This window comes from Streptomyces sp. A18, assembly GCF_059026065.1.
The window spans coordinates 102562-123410 of the sequence record NZ_JBWLKL010000021.1; the positions used below are offsets into that span (position 1 = coordinate 102562).

The 20849-nt window shown below is 70.1% G+C and carries 19 protein-coding genes; 13 read left to right on the forward strand and 6 right to left on the reverse strand.

The genetic code is table 11. The annotated features are described in order from the left end of the window. Positions 1 to 18: 18 nt before the first annotated feature. The 3 genes from AC5P1C_RS27855 (at position 19) to AC5P1C_RS27865 (ending at position 3002) form a co-directional block, all read left to right on the forward strand. Positions 19 to 1599, forward strand: a complete 1581-nt coding sequence (locus tag AC5P1C_RS27855) for an APC family permease (protein WP_493868687.1) — start codon at positions 19 to 21, stop codon at positions 1597 to 1599. A gap of 157 nt (positions 1600 to 1756) precedes the next feature. After that, entirely contained in the window at positions 1757 to 2422 is a 666-nt protein-coding gene (locus tag AC5P1C_RS27860) for a molybdopterin-dependent oxidoreductase (RefSeq protein WP_493868724.1), read from the forward strand. Next, positions 2394 to 3002, forward strand: coding sequence for a cytochrome b/b6 domain-containing protein (locus AC5P1C_RS27865; RefSeq protein WP_493868688.1), 609 nt, complete (start codon positions 2394 to 2396; stop codon positions 3000 to 3002). Before AC5P1C_RS27860 ends, AC5P1C_RS27865 begins: the two co-directional genes overlap by 29 nt. A 148-nt stretch (positions 3003 to 3150) precedes the next feature. Here the strand turns inward: AC5P1C_RS27865 and AC5P1C_RS27870 are convergent, their stop codons facing one another. Together AC5P1C_RS27870 and AC5P1C_RS27875 are read right to left on the reverse strand one after the other, a co-directional pair. Then, positions 3151 to 4548, reverse strand: coding sequence for a GntT/GntP/DsdX family permease (locus AC5P1C_RS27870; protein ID WP_493868689.1), 1398 nt, complete (start codon positions 4546 to 4548; stop codon positions 3151 to 3153). A gap of 54 nt (positions 4549 to 4602) precedes the next feature. Further along, positions 4603 to 5112, reverse strand: coding sequence for a gluconokinase (locus AC5P1C_RS27875; protein WP_493868690.1), 510 nt, complete (start codon positions 5110 to 5112; stop codon positions 4603 to 4605). A gap of 189 nt (positions 5113 to 5301) precedes the next feature. Between AC5P1C_RS27875 and AC5P1C_RS27880 the strand changes: the two genes are divergently transcribed. The 9 genes from AC5P1C_RS27880 to AC5P1C_RS27920 all read left to right on the forward strand — a co-directional run bounded on the left by AC5P1C_RS27880 (position 5302) and on the right by AC5P1C_RS27920 (position 15636). Then, the gene (locus AC5P1C_RS27880) at positions 5302 to 6003 is read left to right on the forward strand and encodes a FadR/GntR family transcriptional regulator (protein ID WP_493868691.1); all 702 of its coding nucleotides are present in this window, start codon (positions 5302 to 5304) and stop codon (positions 6001 to 6003) included. A 59-nt stretch (positions 6004 to 6062) separates the two neighbouring features. Then, positions 6063 to 6467 (forward strand): YchJ family protein, encoded by a 405-nt coding sequence (locus AC5P1C_RS27885; protein WP_493868692.1) that lies wholly within the window; start codon positions 6063 to 6065, stop codon positions 6465 to 6467. Between the two features lie 373 nt (positions 6468 to 6840). After that, positions 6841 to 9717, forward strand: coding sequence for a peroxidase family protein (locus tag AC5P1C_RS27890; protein ID WP_493868693.1), 2877 nt, complete (start codon positions 6841 to 6843; stop codon positions 9715 to 9717). Next, on the forward strand, positions 9704 to 11098 hold the full coding sequence (locus AC5P1C_RS27895) for a hypothetical protein (protein ID WP_493868694.1): 1395 nt from the start codon (positions 9704 to 9706) through the stop codon (positions 11096 to 11098). Before AC5P1C_RS27890 ends, AC5P1C_RS27895 begins: the two co-directional genes overlap by 14 nt. Positions 11099 to 11394: 296 nt before the next feature. Then, positions 11395 to 12978 (forward strand): sensor histidine kinase, encoded by a 1584-nt coding sequence (locus AC5P1C_RS27900; RefSeq protein ID WP_493868695.1) that lies wholly within the window; start codon positions 11395 to 11397, stop codon positions 12976 to 12978. A gap of 4 nt (positions 12979 to 12982) precedes the next feature. Next, a complete protein-coding gene (locus AC5P1C_RS27905; protein WP_363274930.1) occupies positions 12983 to 13393 on the forward strand; it encodes a roadblock/LC7 domain-containing protein in 411 nt (136 codons plus the stop codon). After that, positions 13390 to 13776 (forward strand): DUF742 domain-containing protein, encoded by a 387-nt coding sequence (locus tag AC5P1C_RS27910; protein ID WP_493868696.1) that lies wholly within the window; start codon positions 13390 to 13392, stop codon positions 13774 to 13776. The genes AC5P1C_RS27905 and AC5P1C_RS27910 overlap by 4 nt, the downstream gene beginning before the upstream one ends. After that, on the forward strand, positions 13757 to 14380 hold the full coding sequence (locus AC5P1C_RS27915; protein WP_493868697.1) for a GTP-binding protein: 624 nt from the start codon (positions 13757 to 13759) through the stop codon (positions 14378 to 14380). Before AC5P1C_RS27910 ends, AC5P1C_RS27915 begins: the two co-directional genes overlap by 20 nt. Then, complete coding sequence (locus AC5P1C_RS27920; RefSeq protein ID WP_493868698.1) at positions 14377 to 15636, forward strand: cytochrome P450; 1260 nt, start codon at positions 14377 to 14379, stop codon at positions 15634 to 15636. The genes AC5P1C_RS27915 and AC5P1C_RS27920 overlap by 4 nt, the downstream gene beginning before the upstream one ends. Positions 15637 to 15704: 68 nt before the next feature. Here the strand turns inward: AC5P1C_RS27920 and AC5P1C_RS27925 are convergent, their stop codons facing one another. Beyond that, entirely contained in the window at positions 15705 to 16730 is a 1026-nt protein-coding gene (locus tag AC5P1C_RS27925; RefSeq protein WP_493868699.1) for a 7-epi-alpha-eudesmol synthase, read from the reverse strand. A 260-nt stretch (positions 16731 to 16990) separates the two neighbouring features. Here AC5P1C_RS27925 and AC5P1C_RS27930 point away from each other — a divergent pair, with 260 nt between their 5' ends. Then, positions 16991 to 17830, forward strand: coding sequence for a YhjD/YihY/BrkB family envelope integrity protein (locus tag AC5P1C_RS27930; protein WP_493868700.1), 840 nt, complete (start codon positions 16991 to 16993; stop codon positions 17828 to 17830). Here the strand turns inward: AC5P1C_RS27930 and AC5P1C_RS27935 are convergent. The 3 genes from AC5P1C_RS27935 to AC5P1C_RS27945 all read right to left on the reverse strand — a co-directional run bounded on the left by AC5P1C_RS27935 (position 17819) and on the right by AC5P1C_RS27945 (position 20368). Beyond that, on the reverse strand, positions 17819 to 19015 hold the full coding sequence (locus AC5P1C_RS27935) for an MAB_1171c family putative transporter (RefSeq protein ID WP_493868701.1): 1197 nt from the start codon (positions 19013 to 19015) through the stop codon (positions 17819 to 17821). The genes AC5P1C_RS27930 and AC5P1C_RS27935 overlap by 12 nt on opposite strands. Then, positions 19015 to 19518: a hypothetical protein gene (locus AC5P1C_RS27940; RefSeq protein WP_493868702.1), complete on the reverse strand. Its 504-nt coding sequence runs from the start codon at positions 19516 to 19518 to the stop codon at positions 19015 to 19017. Before AC5P1C_RS27940 ends, AC5P1C_RS27935 begins: the two co-directional genes overlap by 1 nt. Positions 19519 to 19696: 178 nt before the next feature. After that, positions 19697 to 20368, reverse strand: a complete 672-nt coding sequence (locus AC5P1C_RS27945) for a helix-turn-helix domain-containing protein (protein WP_493868703.1) — start codon at positions 20366 to 20368, stop codon at positions 19697 to 19699. Positions 20369 to 20849 lie beyond the last annotated feature (481 nt).

Genomic DNA, 20849 nt, shown 5'->3' on the forward strand with positions numbered 1-20849 from the left:
CGAAAGGACAACCGCGCCATGGCGACGGGCAGTTCGAGCAGCACGAGCGACACGAGAACCGCGGGCAGAGCCGCCGGGAGCGCCACCGACGGCAGCGGGATCAGCACGTACAAGGGTCAGGAGACGGCACTGCGCGCCGGCCGGCTCGGCACGGCGGGTCTCCTCCTGTCCGTGCTCGCGGCGACCGGACCGCTCATGGTCGTCGCGGGCGTCATGCCCACCACGTACGGCGTGATGGGCATCGTCGGACAGCCGCTGCTCTTCCTCATCCTCGGCGTGGTCCTCGGCCTCTTCAGCTTCGGCTACGCCGAGATGAGCCGCCACGTCCACAACGCGGGCGCCTTCTACGCGTACATATCCAGGGGGCTCGGCGGCACCGCGGGCGCGGGCGCCTCGCTGGTCGCGCTCGTCGCCTACAGCGCCCTGCAGGCGGGCCTCTACGGCCTCCTCGGCTTCGAGGTCTCCGGACTCCTGAACACCTACTTCGACGTCGAAGTCGCCTGGTGGATACCGGCACTCGTCACGGTGGCGATCGTCGCCGTGCTCGCCTGGCTGAAGATCGACCTGAACGCGCGCGTGCTCGGCGTGCTGCTGCTCATCGAGGTGGCGCTCGTCGTCATCTTCGACATCGCGGCCATCGCGGACCCGGCCAAGGAGGGCCTGTCCCTGCACGCGTTCAACCCGGAGACCCTGACGGGCGCGGGCATGGCCACCTCTCTCTGCTTCTGCATCGCGGCCTTCACCGGATTCGAGCAGGCTCCCGTGTACGCGGAGGAGACCAGCCGTCCGCAGGTCGTCGTCGCCCGCGTGATGTTCTTCGCGGTGGGCTTCGTCGCGATCTTCTTCGCGATCAGCTCCTGGGCGCTCTCGATCGCCGCGGGTCCCTCCGGCATCGTCCCGGCCGCACAGGAACAGAGCGCCGGTCTGCTCTTCGGGCTCACCGAGTCCCGGCTCGGCGGCACCTTCACCGACGTACTCCATGTCCTGTTCGTGACCGGCATGTTCGCGGCGATCCTCTCCTTCCACAACGTGGTCGCGCGGTACGCCTTCGCCATGGGCCGCGAGGGTCTGCTGCCCGCCAAGTTCGGGAAGACGAACACCGCGACCGGCGCTCCCGGCACCGGCTCCCTGCTCCAGACGGTCATCTCCGTCCTCATCGTGGTCGCCTTCGCGGTGACCGACGACGGGAAGTTCGGCGACCCGACCGCGCCGGTCCTGCACCTGTTCACCTGGCTCGGCAACATCGGCGCCCTGGGCGTCATCCTCCTGATGGCCACGGCGTCCGTCGCGGTCATCGTCTTCTTCGTACGCCGTGGCGCCGCGCGCGCCCAGGCCTGGCGCATCACCGCGTCCGCACTCGCCGGGGCCGGCCTGCTCGTCATCGCGGGCTACACCATCAAGGACTTCGACGTCCTGGTCGGCGCGGGCCCCGACTCGGCGCTCAGCTGGGTGCTGCCCGGCATCATCCTGCTCGCCGCCGTGATCGGCGTGATCTACGGCGCGGTCCTGCGCTCGACCAGGCCGGAGGCGCACGCGCGGATCGGCCTGGGCAACGAGGCGTTCCAGCTGGAGAAGGCGGCGGAGTCTCCGGGCGAGTAACGGCCCGCGGATGTGACGGAACGCTGACGGACACCCGCGGCCCCTGTACCCCGGGGGCCGCGGGTGCTCGAATCGAAGGGTGACAACTCCCCAGCAGCGTCCGCCCGAAGAGGACACCGGCACCGGCGCGCCGGTCGGCCGCCGTATCGTCCTCGGCATGCTCGGCCTGGGCACCCTGGGCGTGGCCGCCGCGCAGCCGCTCCAGCGGGGCCTGGAGTCCTTCCTGGGCGCCGCGTCCGACAAGGACCCCACGGGCCTGACCCAACTGCTCCCGAACGGCGGCGGCTTCCGCTACTACTCGGTGGCCGCGTCCGTCCCGCGCAAGAGCGCGTCGACGTACCGCCTGAAGATCGAAGGCCTTGTGGACCGCCCGTCCACGTACTCCCTCGCCGAGCTGCGCGCCCTGCCGCAGACCCGGCTGGTGCGTGACGTCCAGTGCGTGACGGGCTGGCGGGTGCCGGGCACGCCCTTCGAGGGCGTACGCCTCTCCCGGCTCCTGGACGCGGCAGGGGTGAGCCCCAGGGCCCGCGCGGTCCGCTTCACGTGCTTCGACGGGACGTACAGCGAGAGCCTGACGCTGAAGCAGGCGAGGCGGGCGGATGTCCTGGTGGCCCTGCGCATGCAGGACAAGGACCTGGGCCACAGCCACGGCGGCCCGGCCCGCCTCTATGTCGCCCCCATGTACTTCTACAAGTCGGCGAAGTGGCTCTCCGGGATCACGCTCACGGACGAGGTGGAGCCGGGGTACTGGGAGAAGCGGGGCTACGACGTCGACGCGTGGGTGGGTGATTCGAATGGCCGGGACGACGAGCCCACGGCCTGAAGTGGCCACGCGGGTAAGAAGGTTCAGCCCGGCGCAGCGGTGGGTGCACCGGGTCACGGCGCTCCTGATGGGCGTGTGCGTCGGGACGGCAGCCTGCCTTTACGTCCCTCAGCTCGCGGAGCTGGTGGGCCGCCGCGCGCTGGTGGTGACGGTCCACGAATGGTCGGGCCTGCTGCTCCCGGCGCCGTTCATGGCGGGCCTGGCCTCCCGCGCCTTCCGCGCCGACCTGCGCCTCTTGAACCGCTTCGCCCCGCAGGACAGGGCCTGGCTGCGACGGGGCGCCGCACGCCGAGAGGCGGGAAAGTTCAACGCGGGCCAGAAGCTGTACGCGGGCTGGCTCGCCGGAGCGGTCCTGGTGATGCTGGGCACGGGCCTGCTGATGTGGTTCACGGATCTCGCCCCACTCGCGTGGCGCACGGGAAGCACGTTCGTCCACGACTGGCTGGCGCTGGCGCTGGGTGTGGTGATCGCCGGGCATGTGGGGATGGCGTGGGCGGATCCCGAGGCGCGGCGGGGGATGCGGACCGGGTCGGTGGACCCGGGGTGGGCGGAGCGGAAGCATTCGCTGTGGCGGAAATAAGGGCAAACGCCGGACGGGCCGGAAGTTCCGGCCCGTCCGGCGTTTGAGGACATCTCGTACGGGGGTCCTGGGGGCGGAGCCCTGGTTTCGGGAAGGGGCGGGATCGGGGAGAGGAAACCCGCTCTGAGGAAACCCCCTCTGACCCCCGCTAAATCACAAGCGACAGCAGCAGCACGAACCCACCCGCGACCACGGAGATGATCGTCTCCATGACCGACCAGGTCTTGATCGTCTGCCCGACGCTCATCCCGAAGTACTCCTTCACCAGCCAGAACCCCGCGTCGTTCACGTGCGAGAAGAAGAGCGAACCCGCTCCGATGGCCAGCACGAGCAGCGCCGTGTGCGAGTCGGACATGTCCGCGGCCAGCGGAGCCACGAGCCCCGCCGCCGAGATGGTGGCCACCGTCGCCGACCCCGTGGCGAGCCGGATCACCACGGCGATCAGCCACGCGAGCAGCAGCGCCGGAATCGACCAGTCCTTGGAGATGTCGAGGACCATCTCGCCGACACCGGAGGCGATGAGGGTCTGCTTGAAGCCGCCGCCCGCACCGACGATCATCAGCACACCGGCGATCGGCGCGAGCGACTTCTCGACGGTGGTCGAAAGCCGGCCCTTGGTGAAGCCGGCCGCACGGCCCAGCGTGAACATGCCCACGATCACCGCGGCGAGCAGCGCGATCAGCGGCGAACCAACGACGTCGAAGACCCGCTGCACCGTGTGCTCGGGGTTGTCGACGATGATGTCGACCAGCGCCTTGGCCAGCATCATCACGACGGGCAGCAGCACGGTCGCGACCGTGACACCGAACCCGGGACGCTTCTCCAGGTCCTCCGAAGGACGCTGCGGCATCATCTTCTCGGGGGCGGGGACATCCACCCACTTCGCCGCGTACTTCGAGAAGACGGGCCCCGCGATGATCACCGTCGGGATGGCGACGAGCACGCCGAGCGCCAGTGTGATGCCCAGGTTCGCGTCGACCGCGTCGATGGCGACCAGCGGACCGGGGTGCGGCGGGATGAGGCCGTGCATCACGGACAGACCGGCCAGGGCCGGGATGCCGATCCGCATCAGCGAGTAGTTGCCGCGCTTGGCGACCATCAGGACGACCGGGATCAGCAGCACGATGCCGACCTCGAAGAAGAGCGGAAGCCCGATCACCGAGGCGATCAGGACCATCGCCCACGGCATCGAACGCCCGCCCGCCTTGGCGAGGATCGTGTCGACGATCTGGTCCGCGCCGCCGGAGTCGGCGAGCAGCTTGCCGAGGATCGCGCCGAGCGCGATCAGCACACCCACGCCCGCGACCGTCGAGCCGAGACCCTCGGTGAAACTGGCGATCGCCTTGTCGAGCGGGGCGCCCGCGAAGGCGCCGAGGGCGAGCGAGCCGATGGTCAGGGCCAGGAACGCGTGCAGCTTGAACTTCGTGATGAGCAGGACGATGACGGCGATGCCCGCGAGGACGGCGATACCCAGCTGGGCATGGCCAGCGGAGGTGATCGGCTCGGCGGCGTCCGCTGCCAGCATCTCAACGCTGAGACTGGTCACGGTGGCTTCCTTGTACGTCAGGGGAGGGGGTGCGGGGACGGGGCCTACGGGGAACTACTGGTCGAGCGCGCCCAGAGCCTCGAAGGCGCGCTCGCTGATCTCTTCCGGACTGCCGGTGACGTCGACCGCGACGCCCGCCTCGTCCGCGCCGAGCGGCTGCAGCGCGGCGAACTGCGAGTCGAGCAGGGCCGTCGGCATGAAGTGGCCCTGCCGGTGGGACATGCGGTCCTCGATGAGGGCCCGGTCACCGGTGAGATGCACGAAGACGACGCCGGGGGCCTCGGCCCTCAGCCGATCGCGATAGCTGCGCTTGAGCGCCGAACTGCTGACCACACCGCCGAGCCCGGCCCTGCCGTGGGCCCAGGCGCCGATGGCATCGAGCCACGGCCAGCGGTCGTCGTCGGTCAGCGGAGTCCCGGCCGACATCTTGGCGATGTTCGCCGGGGGGTGGAAGTCGTCGCCCTCGGCGTAGGGAACGCCGAGCTGTGCGGCGAGCAGGGGACCGATCGTTGTCTTGCCGGTTCCTGCCACGCCCATGACCACGACGACGTGGGGGGTGCTCATCGCTGTCCTGCCTCGCTGTCTTCTTCGACATCGGTCCGAAACGAGCCATCGGTCCGGAACGAGCCACGGGACGGGGGAGACCCGTGGCTCGTTCACGTCACTGAAACCCATTAGGTCTGATGAATTCAAGAGCCTGTGACGCAAAAGTCTGACTTTTTGTTCCCGAGGGTCCCCACATACCCTGACGACATGACCGATCAGGCCCGTGGGCTGCACGCTCGCGTACTGGAAAGCCTCGGGCCCGCCATCACCGGCGGCGAGTACCCGCCGGGCAGCGTGCTGCGCACGGACGAGCTGGCCCAGCGCTTCGAGGTGTCACGTTCCGTCGTACGGGAAGCGGTGCGGGTCCTGGAGTCGATGCACCTCGTCGAGTCCCGGCGTCGGGTCGGCGTGACGGTGCGGCCCACCGAGGAGTGGAACGTCTACGACCCTCAGGTCATCCGGTGGCGTCTGGCCGGCGCCGACCGGCCGCGCCAGCTGCGCTCGCTCACGGTCCTGCGCTCGGCGATCGAACCGGCCGCCGCCGGGCTCGCCGCCCAGCACGCCACCCCCGAGCAGTGCGCTGCCCTCACCGAGTGCGCCCTCGGCATGGTCGCCACCTCACGGGGCCAGCAGCTGGAGGGCTACCTCTTCCACGACATCAACTTCCACCGCATCGTCCTGAACGCGTCGGGCAACGAGATGTTCGCGCGCCTCGGTGACGTCGTCGCGGAGGTGCTCGCGGGCCGCACCCACCACCAGGTCATGTTCGAGGACCCGGACCCGGCGGCCGTCACCCTGCATGTTCGCCTTGCGGAGGCGGTGCGCGAAGGTGATGCGGGGCGGGCGGAGTCGCTCACCCGGGAGATTGCGGTGGGGGCGCTCCACGAGCTGGACATTCTCGCCCCGTAGCGGGCCCCATGGCGGGCTCCCCTGCGGCGCGCTTCCCCGCGTCGGGGACAATGGTCCGCATGTCCCGACGCGCCACCCGCCCTCAGCCCACCTGCCCCTGCGGCCACCCCGAGCCGTACGACAAGTGCTGCGGGCGGTTGCACCGGGGTGAGGCCGTGGCCGCCGTGCCCGAGGAGCTGATGCGCTCCCGCTACTGCGCCTTCGCCGTCAAGGACGAGGCCTATCTCCTGCGCACCTGGCACCCGCGCACCAGGCCGCCGCGCGTGGAGTTCGACCCGGGGCTGCGCTGGGCCGGCCTGGAGATCCTGGACACGGCGGACGGCACCGCGTTCCACACCACCGGCACGGTCGAGTTCCGGGCCCGCTACACCGACGGGGGCCGCAAGGAGGCCCTGCACGAGCGGAGCCGGTTCGAGCGGCTGGACGGGGCCTGGGTCTACGTCGACGGAGCGTTCATCGAGTAGCGGCAGGCTCGACCTGGAGTCACCCCGCCCTGCCCCGTCACGCCCCGCCCCGCCCCGCATCGCCCCGTCACGGACCGGCCATCGGCGCGCTCCGCTCCTGGGGTTGCTGTGACGGGAGACCCCAGAGGGGCCTCCGGACGATCACTCGCACCGCGCCGCACGGCGCCTCGGGCCGCCCGACGGGCCCAAATGCCGCTGCCCGCCTGCCTGTTCGAGGACAAGGCCGCGCCCCGCACATAGGCGGGAACGCGCGCTGCGGCGGTCCGGTGCCGCCAGTAGCGTCCTAGGCCCTGTCGTCAGACAGGGCCCGGCCCCTGCCGTCAGACAGGGCCCGCCCCCCGTCCCGTACGCCTGCGTGCGAAGGAAGCGCCTGATGGCCGACACCGGACAGTACGAGCAGACCTACGAGCGATACGTGGGCGGCAGCCCCGAGGCGGAGCGCCGTCTCTTCGAGCGCCTGGCCCGCGAACTGATGAAGGTCCAGGCGAAGAACCGGCGCACATCGGGCGCCGGTTCGCTCGCGCGCACCCAGCACGCGAAACCCGCGCTCGGCGTGGAGAACGCCCGCCTCACCTTCCACGACGACATCCCCGAGGCCCTGCGCAGCGGATTCGTCAGGCCCGGCGCCGAGTACCCGGCGACCGTGCGGCTCTCCAACGCGAGCGGCACCCGGCAGCCCGACGCCGCGGCCGATCTGCGCGGCATCGCCGTGCGCGTGAGCGTGTCGGCGGAGGAGAGCCACGACCTGCTCGCCACCAACTTCCCGGTGTCGCACGCCCGCGACGCCCGCGAGTTCGTCGCCTTCGCCAAGGCCATGGCGGGCGCGAACACCACCGTGCAGAAGGCCTTCGGCCTGCTCGTGAAGCTTCCGCTGGCCGTCGGTCTGTCCACCGCCACCCGGATGCGGCGCAACATCCAGGCCGCCACCCGACACACCGTCAACAGCCTTGCCAGGGAGACCTACTGGAGCCGTGGCGCCATCCTCTGGGGCGAGGCGGGCCCCGTCCGCTACCTCCTGCGCCCCGTCGTGGGCAGCGCCCCCGAACCGAAGCCCGAGCGTCGCGACCCCGGCTTCCTCCACCGCGAACTCGCGCACCGCCTCGTCACGTCGGACGTCGCCTTCGACCTGTGCGTGCAGCGGTACGTGGACGAGGAGCGCACGCCCATCGAGGACGGCTCCGTGGAGTGGCAGGACGCCATCACGCCACCGGTGCCCGTCGGTCGCCTCACCGTGCCACGCCAGGACCTGACCACCACCGAGGCGCAGGCGGCGGCCGGGCGGGTCGAGGAGCTCGCCTTCAACCCCTGGTACACGACGGACGCGTTCCGCCCCCTCGGCAATCTCAACCGCGCCCGCAAGGCCGCGTACGAAGCGAGCGCCGCCCACCGCAAGGGCCTGCGCTTCAGCACCGAGGAGCCGCTGCGCAACACGCTGCTCGGCGTCCCCGTCGGCCGGTTCTTCGGCGCGCTCAACCGCTATGTGCCGTGGCACAGGCTGCCGTTGGAGGCGAGCCTGCTGAACCTGGTCTTCCTGCGCAAGGCGCTGCGTAAGCTCAACCTCATCGACACCGACGTCCACGAGGCACCGCCGAAGGCCGGCCCCGTGCCGGTGCCGGTCGACGAGCGGCTGCGCACCGCCCGGTCGTACGACGGGACGTACAACGACCTCTCCGCGCCCTCCATGGGAGCCGTCGGCACGGCCTTCGGACGCAACCTCGAGCCGGACTACCGGCCCGATCTCTTCGACACCCCGAACCCGGTCACCGTCAGCCGCACGCTCCTGCAGCGTGACACCTTCGTGCCGGCGACCACACTCAACATCCTGGCCGCGTCCTGGATCCAGTTCCAGGTCCACGACTGGGTCAACCACCGCCGCTACCCGGTCGGCACCAAGGCCGTCGAGGTCCCGCTGCCGCCCGGCAGCACCTGGCACAACACCCCCGGCGGGCCGCCCGAGAGCGTGATGCGCTTCGCCGAGGACGAAGGCATCCAGCAGCCCGGCAACCAGCCCCCGATCCTCTTCGCCAACACCGCGTCCCACTGGTGGGACGGCTCCGAGGTGTACGGCGCGGACGAGCAGACCGCGCGGTTCCTGCGCGAGCCCGACGGCAGCGCCGACCTCCGTCTGGAGGAGGGTCACCTGCCCGTCGGCCAGAACGGCATCCCGCTCACCGGCTTCAACGAGAGCTGGTGGCTCGGCCTCAGCGCGATGCACACGCTCTTCGCCCGCGAGCACAACGCGGTCTGCGCCGCGCTGCGCCACGAATACCCCGCCATGAGCGAGGACAGCATCTACCACACGGCACGTCTGGTCGTCTCCGCCCTCATCGCCAAGATCCACACGGTGGAGTGGACCCCGGCGATCCTCGCCACCGAGGCCATCGACCTCGGCCTGCACACCAACTGGGAGGGCCCGCCGAACAACTGGCTCAACAAGCTCGGCCTGTGGCTCCTCGAAGCCCACTCCCTGACCGGCATCCCCAAGACGCTGCCGGACCACCACGCGGCGCCGTACTCCCTCACCGAGGACTTCGTCACCGTCTACCGCATGCACCCGCTGATCCCCGACGACTACGAGATGCGCGAGCACCGCTTCGGGCAGCGCCTGGAGACCCTCGGCTTCCGCGACATCCAGGGCAACGCGGCGGAGGCCGCCATCCGCAAGACGGGCCTGGCCGACACCCTCTACTCGTTCGGCATCGCCCACCCCGGCGCCATCACCCTGAACAACTTCCCGCGCGCGCTGCAGCGCTTCGAGCGGGACGGCGAGATCATCGACCTGTCGGTCGTCGACCTCGTCCGCACCCGCAGGCGTGGCGTGCCGCGCTACAACGACTTCCGCGCGGGCCTGCACAAGCCGCGCATCAGCCGCTTCGAGGACCTGAGCCAGGACCCCGAGACCGTCGCGCGCCTCAAGGACGTCTACGGCTCGGTCGACGAGATCGACACCGTGGTGGGCCTGTTCGCCGAGAACCCGCCGACCGGCTTCGGCTTCAGCGACACCGCCTTCCGCATCTTCATCCTGATGGCCACGCGCCGCCTGCAGAGCGACCGCTTCCTGACCGTCGACTACCGCCCCGAGATCTACACACCGCTCGGCATCGACTGGGTCGAGAAGAACGGCATGAAATCCGTGATCCAGCGGCACGCCCCGGAGCTCTCGGGTCTGCTGCCGCGTGACGCGAGCGCGTTCGCTCCGTGGCGGCAGGTGCGGCCGGTGCGGGACGGAGGCAGCGATGCCGGCGAGTGAGGGCGGGCCCGGCAGTCCGGCGGACGGACACCACCCCGGGCTCGCCGACCTCTTCGTACGCCCCCTCCTGGAAACGGTCTGGCGCCGCCGCACCCACCGGGTGAGCCGCGGCGCCACCGTCCCCGCGGGATCGATGAGTTACGTCTCCAAGGACCCTCCACAGCCCCTGACCGAGTTGGAGGAGGCGGTCCTGATCGCCCTCACCGGCTGCACCGGGCTGACCATGCCCGACCGCCCCTTCGATGACCCGCGGGGCGGCAAGCCGATCATGGCGAAGCCGAACCTGACGATGGCGGGGCGCACGGCGGGCAGTCCCGACAACGCGCAGGGCACGCACTTCTTCCTGATCAACGACACCGGCACGTACTACCTGAGGAAGCTGCCCCCCGCCCCGGAGGACCCCTTCGACGACGCGACCCTGACCGCCCGTGCACGGGAGTCCAAGGTCAAGGTCCTCGACCACCGCCTCGACGTGGCGGAGGGCCTGCGGGACTTCCCCGCCTACCTGGACTCGAACCGCTTCCTGTCCAACCTGCCGGGCACGACGATCCTGTTCCCGGTGGTGGACCTCTCCCACCAGTACATCAACGCCCTGATGTACCTGCTCACCCAGCCGGACGGGGCGCGGCCCACGCTGGTGGACGACCGGAACTTCTACCGCCCCGCCGGCGTGAAGAAGTGGGTCAAGAACGGCTTCCTGAACGAGAAGCTGAAGCTGCCGCTCGGCGCGCTCGGCCCGCTCCGCACCCAGATCGAGGCGGACCTGCTGCAGAACCTGATGCTGGTCGCGGACGCGATGGGCCTCGGTGCCTGGATCCACGCGTCCATCAACCCTCAAATCGCCCTGGGCGACCCGAAGTTCTCCCGCGCCTACGGCAGGATGCTCGGCTTCACCTTCGTCACCCCGCGCTGGCGCCCCGCCGACGTGTGGCGCTGGCACATCCCGCTCCCCAAGTACGCCAACGTGCGCTCGCACCCGGTGGGCCTGAAGGCGCCCGACGGTGAACAGCTGATCTCCGCGACGTGTCCGCCCGCCTTCGCGTCGATGTCCGACGCGGTGGACGCGGTGATCCGCGAGAAGTTCGGCCCCGGCGGCGTCTACGGCGACAAGGACGTCTTCAGCCGCATCTACCGGGAGGACTACGGTCAGCGCTACCTCGCCGAGGCGAGCGAGTACGAGGAGCGGGTGATCGAGTGCGCCCGCGACATCTGCACGTACATCCTGCGGACGCACCGCCGCTTCCCGGCGCACACGGACGCGATCCACGTCCCCGGTATCTGGCTGCAGGCCCACCACGTGGAGAACGAGTACTACGACAAGTACTTCACCCAGGGACTGACTCCGGCGCATCGTCGGCACCGGGGTCTATGGGACGAATAGAAGGGAACCACTGGTTCCGGCCACCCCGTCCGGCCCTGGCTGAAGATCACCCACGGCCTCCGCCCGGTGACCCACCGGGTTGATCAACACCATGCCTCACCAGATAAGCTCCGTTCCAGCGCCGCGAGTTGACGCGATATCAGTCTGTCGCGCACCGCGGCGCTTTCGCGCTGTCGTACGGGGGATCACGTAGGTGATCGAGGGGTGCCGCCGTCCCTGGGGGTACCGAGATGCGATGGGTGCGAACCCAAGGTTTGGGTTGTCCACTCTTCGATCGCGTTGGTTTGAGGATGCAGATGGAACTTGCCACTCCGCAGTCGGCGGCAGCCCGGGCTCCCGCCGCCTGGTACAGCTGGTGGCTGTTGCCGATCGGTCTTGGCGTCGGCAGCGTCGTCACCCTGGCCGTCGGCTCCGATCCGGCCCGAATACCCACGGCGGTCGCGGGCCTCGCCGCGGCCGCGGCCGCGGCCGCGTGCATACGGCTCCTGCTGCGCGCACGCCAGGAGCTGCGCCGCGCGACCGACGACGCACGCACCGCCCAGCTGAACCACTCCCAGCAGTGGCAGCAGCACGTCGCCTCCCTTGAGGCGCGGTACGAGGACGAACGCGCCGCCCAGGAAACCCACCAGGTCGACGAGGCCAAAGCCTGGCAGTGGAGCATCGACCGGCAGCAGGCACTGGTGGCCCGCCTGGCGGACGAGTTCCTGCCCCAGGCCTTCGACGGCCTGCGCGGCGGAGAGGCCATCGACGACGTCCTGCCGCTCGCGCTCGACCAAGAGACAGAGATCACACCGGAGTTCAGGCTCGAACTGCGCAAGGTCATGCGGACCGCTCTGATCGCCGTCGAGGAGGAGTTCAACCGCAGCACCTCCGCCGAGCAGGCCGTGATCAGCATCGGCAGCCGCATCCACGTACTCACCGGAAAGATCCGCGGCAGGCTGCACGAGATGCAGGGCGAGCACGGCAGGACCCCGGCCGTCGCCCAGGGCCTGATGGAGCTCGACCAGGCGATCGGGCCCGCCGACTGTCTGGCCGCGAGCATCGGCGTGCTCGGCGGCACGGACCGCCCCGGTCGCCAGTGGCAGGAGCCGCAGCGCCTGCTCAGCGTCGTACGCGGCGGCATCGGCCGCATCAAGGACTTCGACCGGGTTCAGCTGCGCCAGCTGCCCGAACTCGGCGTCGACGGCGGTCTGGTGGACCACCTCACGCTGATCTTCGCCCACCTGCTGGACAACGCGGCACGCTACTCGCCGCCCACCGAGCCGGTCGTCGTGTCCGGCAAGGAGGTGCCCAACGGCGTCGGCATCGAGATCCAGGACGCGGGCAAGGGCCTGACCGACGAGAAGAAGCAGCAGGCGCTCCAGTCGCTCGACGGCGTCGCCGCGGGCCCCGGCATCGGCGGGCTCTCCGAGGACGCGCACCTGGGCCTGCGCGTCGTGGGCACGCTCGCCCGCAAGTACGGCATCAGGGTCACCTTCGCGGACTCGCCCTGGCTCGGCACCTCGGTGGTCGTCGTCGTACCGCACAAGTACTTCAGCCAACTGCCGGCCGCCTCCGCGACGGTGCCGGCCCAGGCACGGACGCAGGTATCCGCCGTGGAAGCGGCCCCCAGGGCAGAGCCGTCCGTCGCGCCCGCCGCAGAGCGGACAACGGCCGACGCGGCAGCCGCCGAGGCCGCCGGAGACATCACGCCCGGCGGCCTGCCCCGGCGCAGGAGCAAGCGCACCGATTCCCCACAGGGGGCCGACCTCGGGCCGGAAGCCACGACGGGCACCCCTGTGCCGCCCGTGGTGCCGCCGGACGCGTCCTTCACCGGCATGGCGGCCTTCGCCACGGCCGGACGAGAGACCGACGAGCCCCGCACCGAAGAGAGCGACTAGCCACATGACGCAACACGAAACCGACGTGAGCTGGGCGCTCCGCGACCTGACCGAGAGCATCCAGGAGATCCGCTTCGCCCTGGTCGCGTCCAGCGACGGCAAGGCCATCACGTCGTACGGAGCCGACGACCCGGACGACGTGGACCGCTTCGCCGCCGTGGTCGCGGGCCTGCAGGCGCTCGCCCAGCCCGTCGCGGACCAGTTCCCCAAGTACGGCGGCCAGTTGCGCCTGGCAATGATCGAGGTCGACGGCGGGCACCTGTTCGTGGTGCGGGCCGGCGTCGAGACGTACCTCGGGGTCCTCGCCAAGGAAGGGCTCGACCAGGGGCTGCTCGGACACCAGATGAGGGACCTGTCCCGCAGGATGGGTGAGCTCCTGGGCACCACTCCGCGGCAGGAGGAGCAGCCTGGATGAGCGGCCCCCACCGGTCCGGCCCCCCACGGCCCACGGACCCGTCCGGTCTCGAGCGCTACTACGTGCTCACCGGCGGTCGCAGTGGACCCGGCGGGCCGGCCGCCGGCCTCGACGTGGCGACCCTCATCGTCTCCCGCTCGGCCCCCGCCCCCGGCATGCAGCACGAGCACGAGGAAATCGTGCGCTGGTGCCGCGATCCGCTGTCGGTGGCCGAGCTCGGCGCCCATCTCGGACTGCCGTTCAACATTCTCGCGGTGCTCGTGGCCGACCTGTTGGAAGCGGGCCAGGTGGACGCCCGCGATCCCATTCCGGCTTCCACACCCGGCCACGGGGCGGACCTCGCGCTCCTTGAGGAGGTACTCAGTGGACTTCAAAGGCTTTGACCGTCCGGACCAGCCGACCCCGGCGGGCTCCCTGCCCGCCGAGAGCCGCTCGGTCAAGGTGATGATCGCCGGTGGCTTCGGCACCGGCAAGACCACCATGGTCCGCTCCGTGAGCGACATCAAACCGCTCACCACCGAGGAGACCCTCACCCAGGCCAGCGTCGACGTCGACCACCTCATCGGCGTCGCCGACAAGAACGAGACCACCGTCAGCCTCGACTTCGGACGGATCGGCCTCAACGAACAGCTGGTCCTCTACCTGTTCGGGACGCCGGGCCAGGAGCGCTTCTGGTTCCTGTGGAACGGCCTGTTCAAGGGCGCCCTGGGGGCCGTCGTCCTGGTGGACACGCGACGCCTGGCGTCCAGCTTCCGGGCGATCGAGGAGATGGAGCGGCAGGGCGTGCCCTTCGTCATCGCCCTCAATGTCTTCCCGGACTCGCGGGACCACCCCGTCGAGGAGATACGCGACGCCCTGGACATCCCCGAGCACACACCGGTCGTCGCCTGCGACGCCAGGGACCGTGAGTCGAGCCGCGACGTCCTCATCGCCCTGATCCGCCATCTCAAGGAACGCTCCACCGCCGCCCTGGAGGCCGCACGATGACCACCCCTGAGACACCGGCCTCCGGCGGCTGCCCGGTCCGGCACGGCGGACCGGACGGGGTCGCCCGCCTGTACGGGGAGCACACGGCCAAGGACCAGCAGGGCATCTACGACCGGCTGCGCAAGCAGCACGGCACGGTGGCACCCGTCCTCCTCGAAGGGGACGTACCCGCCTGGCTGGTCCTCGGCTACCGCGAGAACCGGCGGGTCCTGGAGAACCCCCGCCAGTTCGCCCGTGACTCGCGGATCTGGCGGGACTGGAAGGAGGGGCGCGTCGAGGACAGCTCGCCCCTGATCCCGATGCTCGGCTGGCGCCCCGACTGCGTCTCCCAGGACGGCGAGCCGCACCGGAGGCTTCGCGGGGCGGTCACGGACAATCTCCGGGCCCTCGGGGACCGCGGCATCAAGCGGCACGTCACGCACTTCGCCAACAAGCAGATCGACGCGTTCGCCGAGGAGGGCAGCGCGGACCTCGTCGCGCAGTACGCCGAGTACCTCCCGATGCTGGTCCTGACCCGCCTGTTCGGCATGCCCGAGCGGGAGGGGCGGCAGCTCGCGGTGTCCTGCGCGCAGGTGCTCAAGGGCGGCGCGGACGCCGTGGCGCACAACGACCGCATCATGCAGATCCTGCTGGCCCTGGCCGAGCGCAAGCGCGCCGAGCCGGGCGCGGACTTCACGACCGGGCTCCTCGGCCACCAGGCGGGCCTGGACGACGACGAGATCCTGAACCATCTGCGCCTGGTCCTGATCACCGCCCACACCACCACGAGCAACTTGCTCGCCCGGGTCCTGCAGTCCGTGCTCACGCACACCTCGCACATGGCAGGACTGGTGAGCGGACAGCTCAACATCTCCGCCGTGGTGGGCGAGGTCATGTGGAACACCCCGCCGCTCGCGGTCCTGCCGGGGCGGTTCGCCACGGCCGACCTGGAGCTCGGAGGCCGGCAGATCAAGGAGGGCGACCTGCTCGTCCCCGGCCTGGCCGCGGGCAACCTGGACCCCGAGATCAGGCCGGACTCCTCGACCGACCTGCACGGCAATCAGGCCCATCTCGCGTTCAGCGGCGGTGCGCACGAGTGCCCCGGGCAGGGCCTGGGCCAGGGGATCATCGAGACGGCCGTCAACGTCCTGCTGCACCGGCTCTCCGGGCTGCGCCTCGCGGTCGCGCCCGACGAGCTGACCTCCACCGCCTCCACGTGGGAGGCGCGGCTCGACCGGCTTCCGGTCGAGTTCGCCGCGCAGAGTGCCGTGGCGTGAAGCCCCGTCGGCCGGAGGGGCCACGCGGTCCCTCCGGCCGAACGCAGTCGTGCGTCGGGCGCAGTCCGTCAGACGGTGAGCAGGTCGTCGAGCGACCCGCGCCCCTGCTCCTCGGCCACAGCGGCCGGAGTGTCCTTGACCGCCGCGTACCGGCCCGTGACCAGCGCCCACTCGTAGTTGCCGTTGATCCAGTGCCGCGCGGCCTCCACGCCCATCCCCACCAGGTCGCGCTCGCCCTCGGAGAGGCCGAGCTGGTCGCACATGGCGGGTACCCGCGCCTCGTACGCCAGGTAGTCCCCGAGCCGCTCCGTGGTCATCCTGATCGCCTCGGCGGCGGCCTCCTCCCATGAGCAGCCGCGCTCGCCCCGCAGCACGGTGATGAGGTTGTGGCCGTCCCCGCGGCGCTTCTCGCGCTCGAAGGAGTGAATGTCGTTCATGAACCCGATGGTGTCCGCGGCGGCGTCCCGCAGCCCGATCATGACCGGATGCGCCTGAGCCTGCGCGGGCACCTCGAAGCGGCGGCTGCGCTCACCGGCGTCGATGCTGTGGTGGATGCCCACCGTGCGGCGCCGGAAGTCCGTGTACGCCCCGAGTCCGAGGGCGGTGCCCCGCGCGGCCAGGTCGACCTCCTCGGTGTGCGCGACCAGGAACCGCCCCCAGGACGCGGCGAACCGCGTCCGCCAGGCCAGCGACATGCCGTCGGCCAACTGCCCCCACACCTGCGCCCAGGCCACCGTGATGGGGCAGATGACGCGGGGCTCGCTCCCGGCGGGACGCAGCGGCGTCGCGATGAGCTCGCGGGCGACCTCCGCGATGCGGTCGGCGCGGTCGGGGCGCCCGGTATCGAACTGGTCGTCGAAGAGGAAGGCCAGGGAGAACCAGTTCATCAGGACGACCATGTCGTCGGCGGACGCGTGCGGGTACGTGCGTATCGCTGCCTGGGGCAGGTCCCAACTCTCGTACTCCTCGAAGCCGGCCTGACTTCGGACCAGACCCATGTCCTTGACCCACCGCAAGTGGCGCTCGCGCGCGTACTCGAGGTGCTCGCTGACGGGGGTGGTGAAGGGGAGGTCGAACCGGACGTCCTGCGGCATGCACGTTCTCCTAGTAATGCGCAGCCGGGATTCCCCCTGCACCCAGCATGCGAGCGTGTGTTCGGTTGATCGATCAACTGCGCTAGCAGACTGCCCCTGCGGTAAACGATCTATGCTGTGATGGAGATCATTCCGTTTGTGAACGGGCTGCTGTGGAACGGGGGTTGCGCTTGAGGGGCGGCGCGTGTGCCGGGCCCGCGCGTACCCGTTCGGCCGTACCCCGGGCTGGCCCCTCGGCCATTGCGGGTAGTTGATCCGACATGCCCCCCGCATCTGGTGCGCCGAACCACACGGGCCCCGCGCCGAACGGACGCCGGCTCCCGCGCCTCCACCGCCGCTTGGCGACCTCGGTCGCCGGGATCGCCTGGAACCGCGGGCGCGAGATGGAGCTGATGCATCGCGCCATGGGCTTCGCCGCGCTCGGCTTCCTCACGCTCGTGCCCCTTCTCGTCGTCGTCGCCGCGGCCGACCTGGCGAGGGGAGAGGGCTTCGCCCGATGGCTGGTGCAGGGGCTCGGCGTCTCCGCGGTGCCGGAGGAGGAGATCGAGCGGCTGTTCGGCGCGCCGGGGCGGGCACTGCAGCGGACCACGGCGCTCGGCCTCGCCGCGCTCGCCGCGTTCGGCGTGACCTTCGGATCCGCCGTCCAGACCGGCTACGAACGGGTGTGGGGGCTGCCCCCGGCGCGCTGGCACACCATGTGGCGGCACGTCGTCTGGCTGGCCGTCCTTGTCGCCGTCCTGCTGCTCTTCGTCACCGTGCCCTCGCCGGCGGAGTCGTCCGCCGCCGGGACGGCCCTGGTCACCGCGGGCGATGCCATCGGCGCGTTCTTCTTCTTCTGGTGGTCGCAGCGGCTGCTGCTCTGCGGCCGCATCCGCTGGCGGGCCCTGCTCCCCGGAGCCGCCGCGACGGCTCTCGGGCTGCTCGGGCTGCGGATCTTCTCGCAGTTCGTCTTCTCCCCGCTGATCGCGTCGAACGCGGTGACGTACGGCCCGATCGGAACGGTCCTCGTCCTGCAGTCCTGGCTGCTGGGGGTGGGCTTCGTCGTGTACGGAGGGGCGCTGGTGGGACGCCTCGTCCACGAGCGGCGGCTACAGCGCTGACCGCGGGCCGGCGGGGTGCTGGAGGGCGGTGGCCACCCGGACCAGGTGGGCTCGTTCCTCTGCCGGTGGGACCAAGGGCAGGGGAGCCGCGGCGGTGTCCGGCCGAGGGGGAACACCTTGCCGTTTGCGGGTGATGGCATCGATGAGCGTCGCGGCCGCGCAAGCGGCGGTGAGGTCCGGGTCGGGAGTGGTGGAGGGAGCCGACCGCAGGACGCGGTCTGCGGGCTCGGGCCGCATCCAGGGGTGTAGGGCGTGGATGGCGTCGGAGATCTCCACGATGCGGCGCGGCAGGTACCACTTCGTGACGTTGAGGGCGAGCTTCTCCGCGAGAGGGCCGGGCGGGGCGAGTGCCAGGCGTGGATCGCTGGCCTGCATGGTCAGTTTCCACAGGGGGCGAAGTGTGCGGAAGTCACGGCGCTCCTCGATCCAGGCGTCCAGTGCGGGTGTCAAGTAGCCGTACTGGATGAGAAGGGTGCCGACGCCGCTCAGCATTGGCGCGCCGAGGTGCAGTACGTCGATGTGATGGGCGCCGAAGGAACTGGCCGTCAGCGGGGGGAGTTTGAGCGCGAACGAGGAACCCAGGAGGAGCGCCCCGAGCTGAACCGCGCGCAGTCCGCGGCTGATCGAGGGGCGCTCGTACGGGCGGGCCAGGAGAATTCTTCTGCAGTGGTTCGCGGTGGCGAGGAGGGGAGCGGCGATGGCCACCCAGGTGGTGGCGAAGAAGTACACCACCAAGGGATGGGTGTCGACCGTGACGCGGCCCGCCCCCAGGTCCTGCGGGTAACGCAGGGCAGCCATGAAGTAGAGCGCGACCATGGCGAGGCCGAGCGGCGGGTACAGCGTGATCGGGTACACCGGATGACGCGGTCCCGGACGGCGGGCGCTGCCGTGGTCCTGGCTCCAAAGGTGCACCAGGACATGCGAGTTGATGGAGAAGCCGAAGACGCACAGATAGATCAGCAAGGTGCCGAGCGTGGCGATGCCGGAGACGGATCCGAGCCATCGGTAGACGGCCGGATGCATGAGCAGAAAGGAACCGGCAGCCAGCAGGGTTCCCCGGGCGAGGATGCTCAGGGAGCGGGAGGAGTTGTTGCGCAGGGCGAGCATCTTGCTGGCTGCCGTCATGACCGACAGGCCACCGAGGAGAAAGTAGAGGGTGACGTAGACGGTGTTGAGGCCCGTCATCAGACACCGGTTCTGCGATGGGCCAGAGAGGCCGCGAGCTGGGCGTTGCCGATCTGATCCGCCCGCAGGTCCAGCATGGTGACCAACTGGGTGGCCACCACTTCCGCCTCCCGTTCTTGCGGAGACCCGTAGTGGGAGCGCCCCATCAAGACCCCGCGGACGACGTCCGGGTGGATCCCGGGCAGCAGCGTGCGCACCGTGGCTCGGTCGAACAGGGCGCCTTGCGCCGGCGTGTGCCCGCGCCACAGGTGCACGAGCTCATGGCAACTGATGAGGATTCTGTTCAGGGGTGACGCACTGTCGCCGATGACGATGACATCGCGGTGGGGCAACTGAGCGCAGAAGCCGGTGAGTCCGGAGGGAAGCCGGCGATGGGTGACCTCGACCGGTCTTTCACGTGCTCGTGCCACCGAGTCGACGACATCCTTCAGTACAGGCAATTCCGGAAGATCGAGTTTCCGGATGAGCCGGATTGCGCGCCGCCGTTCACGGCCGATTCGCATGGTGCCCCCGTAGTGATTGGACGCTTGTGGTCTGGTCAGGACCACGTGTGTGGTCTGGTCAGGACCACGTGCGAGTGATCCTATGACTACTTGCCTGATCTCGGACACGGGGGCGAATCTCTTCGTCGATCAGCCTGTTTGCCAGGGTGATGTCGGTGGTGTCGCGCGCGGTGCGGGGCTATGAGGCGGCGTCGTGTGGAGTCGGGTCCGCGAGCAGGCTCTCGATCGCGGCCGCGACCTCTGACGCCTGCCCCGGGGGGAGACCAGCCATGCGGAACGCGATCTGCGCCGCGGCGGGACTATGAGAGATGCGGCGATAGGCGGCCAGGGCCTTGAGGGTGTCCTCGAGTTCGATGGCCACTGGTTCGCTGCTGTCGTAGGTGAGCGCTTCTCGGCGGACTCCGAAGTGGTGGGCAATGGAGCCGAGGTCATCCGTCAGAAGGGCGTCGATGCCGACCCGGAGGAAGGCTGCCAGCGGTGCCAGCTTCGACAGTGTGGGCTGACTGTGTCCCTCCAGCAGCTTGTCGAGATAGGTCGACGACATCCCCGAGGCCCTGGCCGCCGCCCGCAGTGAATAGCGCTGCCCATGCTCGTCCACGCGCTGCGCCAGCAGGTGGTTGAGGCGGTCGGTGAAGCGTGCGGAGATGTGCTCCTGCGGAGGGTCGCGGTGCGGGGGCTCGAGCGGTCGACCGCGGCGAAGGCCGGCGATCCGTGCCACTGCCACGCCCGTGGCCTCAGAGACCTCCTGGTTCGTCCATGGCCGGCCCAGCCGGGCAGGTATGACGTTCTCGAACAGGCGCTCCAGACGTACTGCCACGCGCTGAGCCAGCTCGTCGCCACTTTCACTCACAGCCAAGCTCCTTGTCTGCCCAGGGCGTAGGGGGCCAGGGGAGTCTAGAGGGCCCTCGAAACGCTTCACATGGCCGCTTCCCACACCCGGAAGAACTGCCCGTTGCCGGGCGGGCCTTCGAGAGCTCAGTGATGGTGCCATTAATAGTTGACACTTGCGCAGGTGGCCAGTGAGGATTCGGTGCGAACGGCTGATCGGGCGGATGCACCTCCAGCACGGCATGTTCAGGGGGATTCTCATGTCTACTTACAGGCTTCATGTGCCGAGAGGTGCGTATCTCGAGCCGCCTGACGCCCGGGTGCGCCCGCGGCTCGTCGCCCCTCCGCCGGAAGGTGCCTGTGACGGTGTGTCATGGCTCGGCCTTCGCCAACGACCTTGCCCACGCTCGATGTTCCGCCATGCGCGGAAATCTCTTTGAGTCTGGAGCCGTGCCCACTGCGCCGGAATGATCCGTGAGTCGCGATGCCCCCCACGGCAACCG

Excerpts from the sequence above, each read along its gene's own strand:
- AC5P1C_RS27910 (WP_493868696.1), top strand. The coding sequence starts at position 13,390 with ATGAGCGGCCCCCACCGGTCCGGCCCCCCACGGCCCACGGACCCGTCC.
- AC5P1C_RS27935 (WP_493868701.1), bottom strand. The coding sequence starts at position 19,015 with ATGACGGGCCTCAACACCGTCTACGTCACCCTCTACTTTCTCCTCGGT.
- AC5P1C_RS27895 (WP_493868694.1), top strand. The coding sequence starts at position 9,704 with ATGCCGGCGAGTGAGGGCGGGCCCGGCAGTCCGGCGGACGGACACCAC.
- AC5P1C_RS27865 (WP_493868688.1), top strand. The coding sequence starts at position 2,394 with ATGGCCGGGACGACGAGCCCACGGCCTGAAGTGGCCACGCGGGTAAGA.
- AC5P1C_RS27890 (WP_493868693.1), top strand. The coding sequence starts at position 6,841 with ATGGCCGACACCGGACAGTACGAGCAGACCTACGAGCGATACGTGGGC.
- AC5P1C_RS27885 (WP_493868692.1), top strand. The coding sequence starts at position 6,063 with ATGTCCCGACGCGCCACCCGCCCTCAGCCCACCTGCCCCTGCGGCCAC.
- AC5P1C_RS27940 (WP_493868702.1), bottom strand. The coding sequence starts at position 19,518 with ATGCGAATCGGCCGTGAACGGCGGCGCGCAATCCGGCTCATCCGGAAA.
- AC5P1C_RS27855 (WP_493868687.1), top strand. The coding sequence starts at position 19 with ATGGCGACGGGCAGTTCGAGCAGCACGAGCGACACGAGAACCGCGGGC.
- AC5P1C_RS27905 (WP_363274930.1), top strand. The coding sequence starts at position 12,983 with ATGACGCAACACGAAACCGACGTGAGCTGGGCGCTCCGCGACCTGACC.
- AC5P1C_RS27920 (WP_493868698.1), top strand. The coding sequence starts at position 14,377 with ATGACCACCCCTGAGACACCGGCCTCCGGCGGCTGCCCGGTCCGGCAC.
- AC5P1C_RS27900 (WP_493868695.1), top strand. The coding sequence starts at position 11,395 with ATGGAACTTGCCACTCCGCAGTCGGCGGCAGCCCGGGCTCCCGCCGCC.
- AC5P1C_RS27880 (WP_493868691.1), top strand. The coding sequence starts at position 5,302 with ATGACCGATCAGGCCCGTGGGCTGCACGCTCGCGTACTGGAAAGCCTC.
- AC5P1C_RS27860 (WP_493868724.1), top strand. The coding sequence starts at position 1,757 with ATGCTCGGCCTGGGCACCCTGGGCGTGGCCGCCGCGCAGCCGCTCCAG.
- AC5P1C_RS27930 (WP_493868700.1), top strand. The coding sequence starts at position 16,991 with ATGCCCCCCGCATCTGGTGCGCCGAACCACACGGGCCCCGCGCCGAAC.
- AC5P1C_RS27925 (WP_493868699.1), bottom strand. The coding sequence starts at position 16,730 with ATGCCGCAGGACGTCCGGTTCGACCTCCCCTTCACCACCCCCGTCAGC.
- AC5P1C_RS27875 (WP_493868690.1), bottom strand. The coding sequence starts at position 5,112 with ATGAGCACCCCCCACGTCGTCGTGGTCATGGGCGTGGCAGGAACCGGC.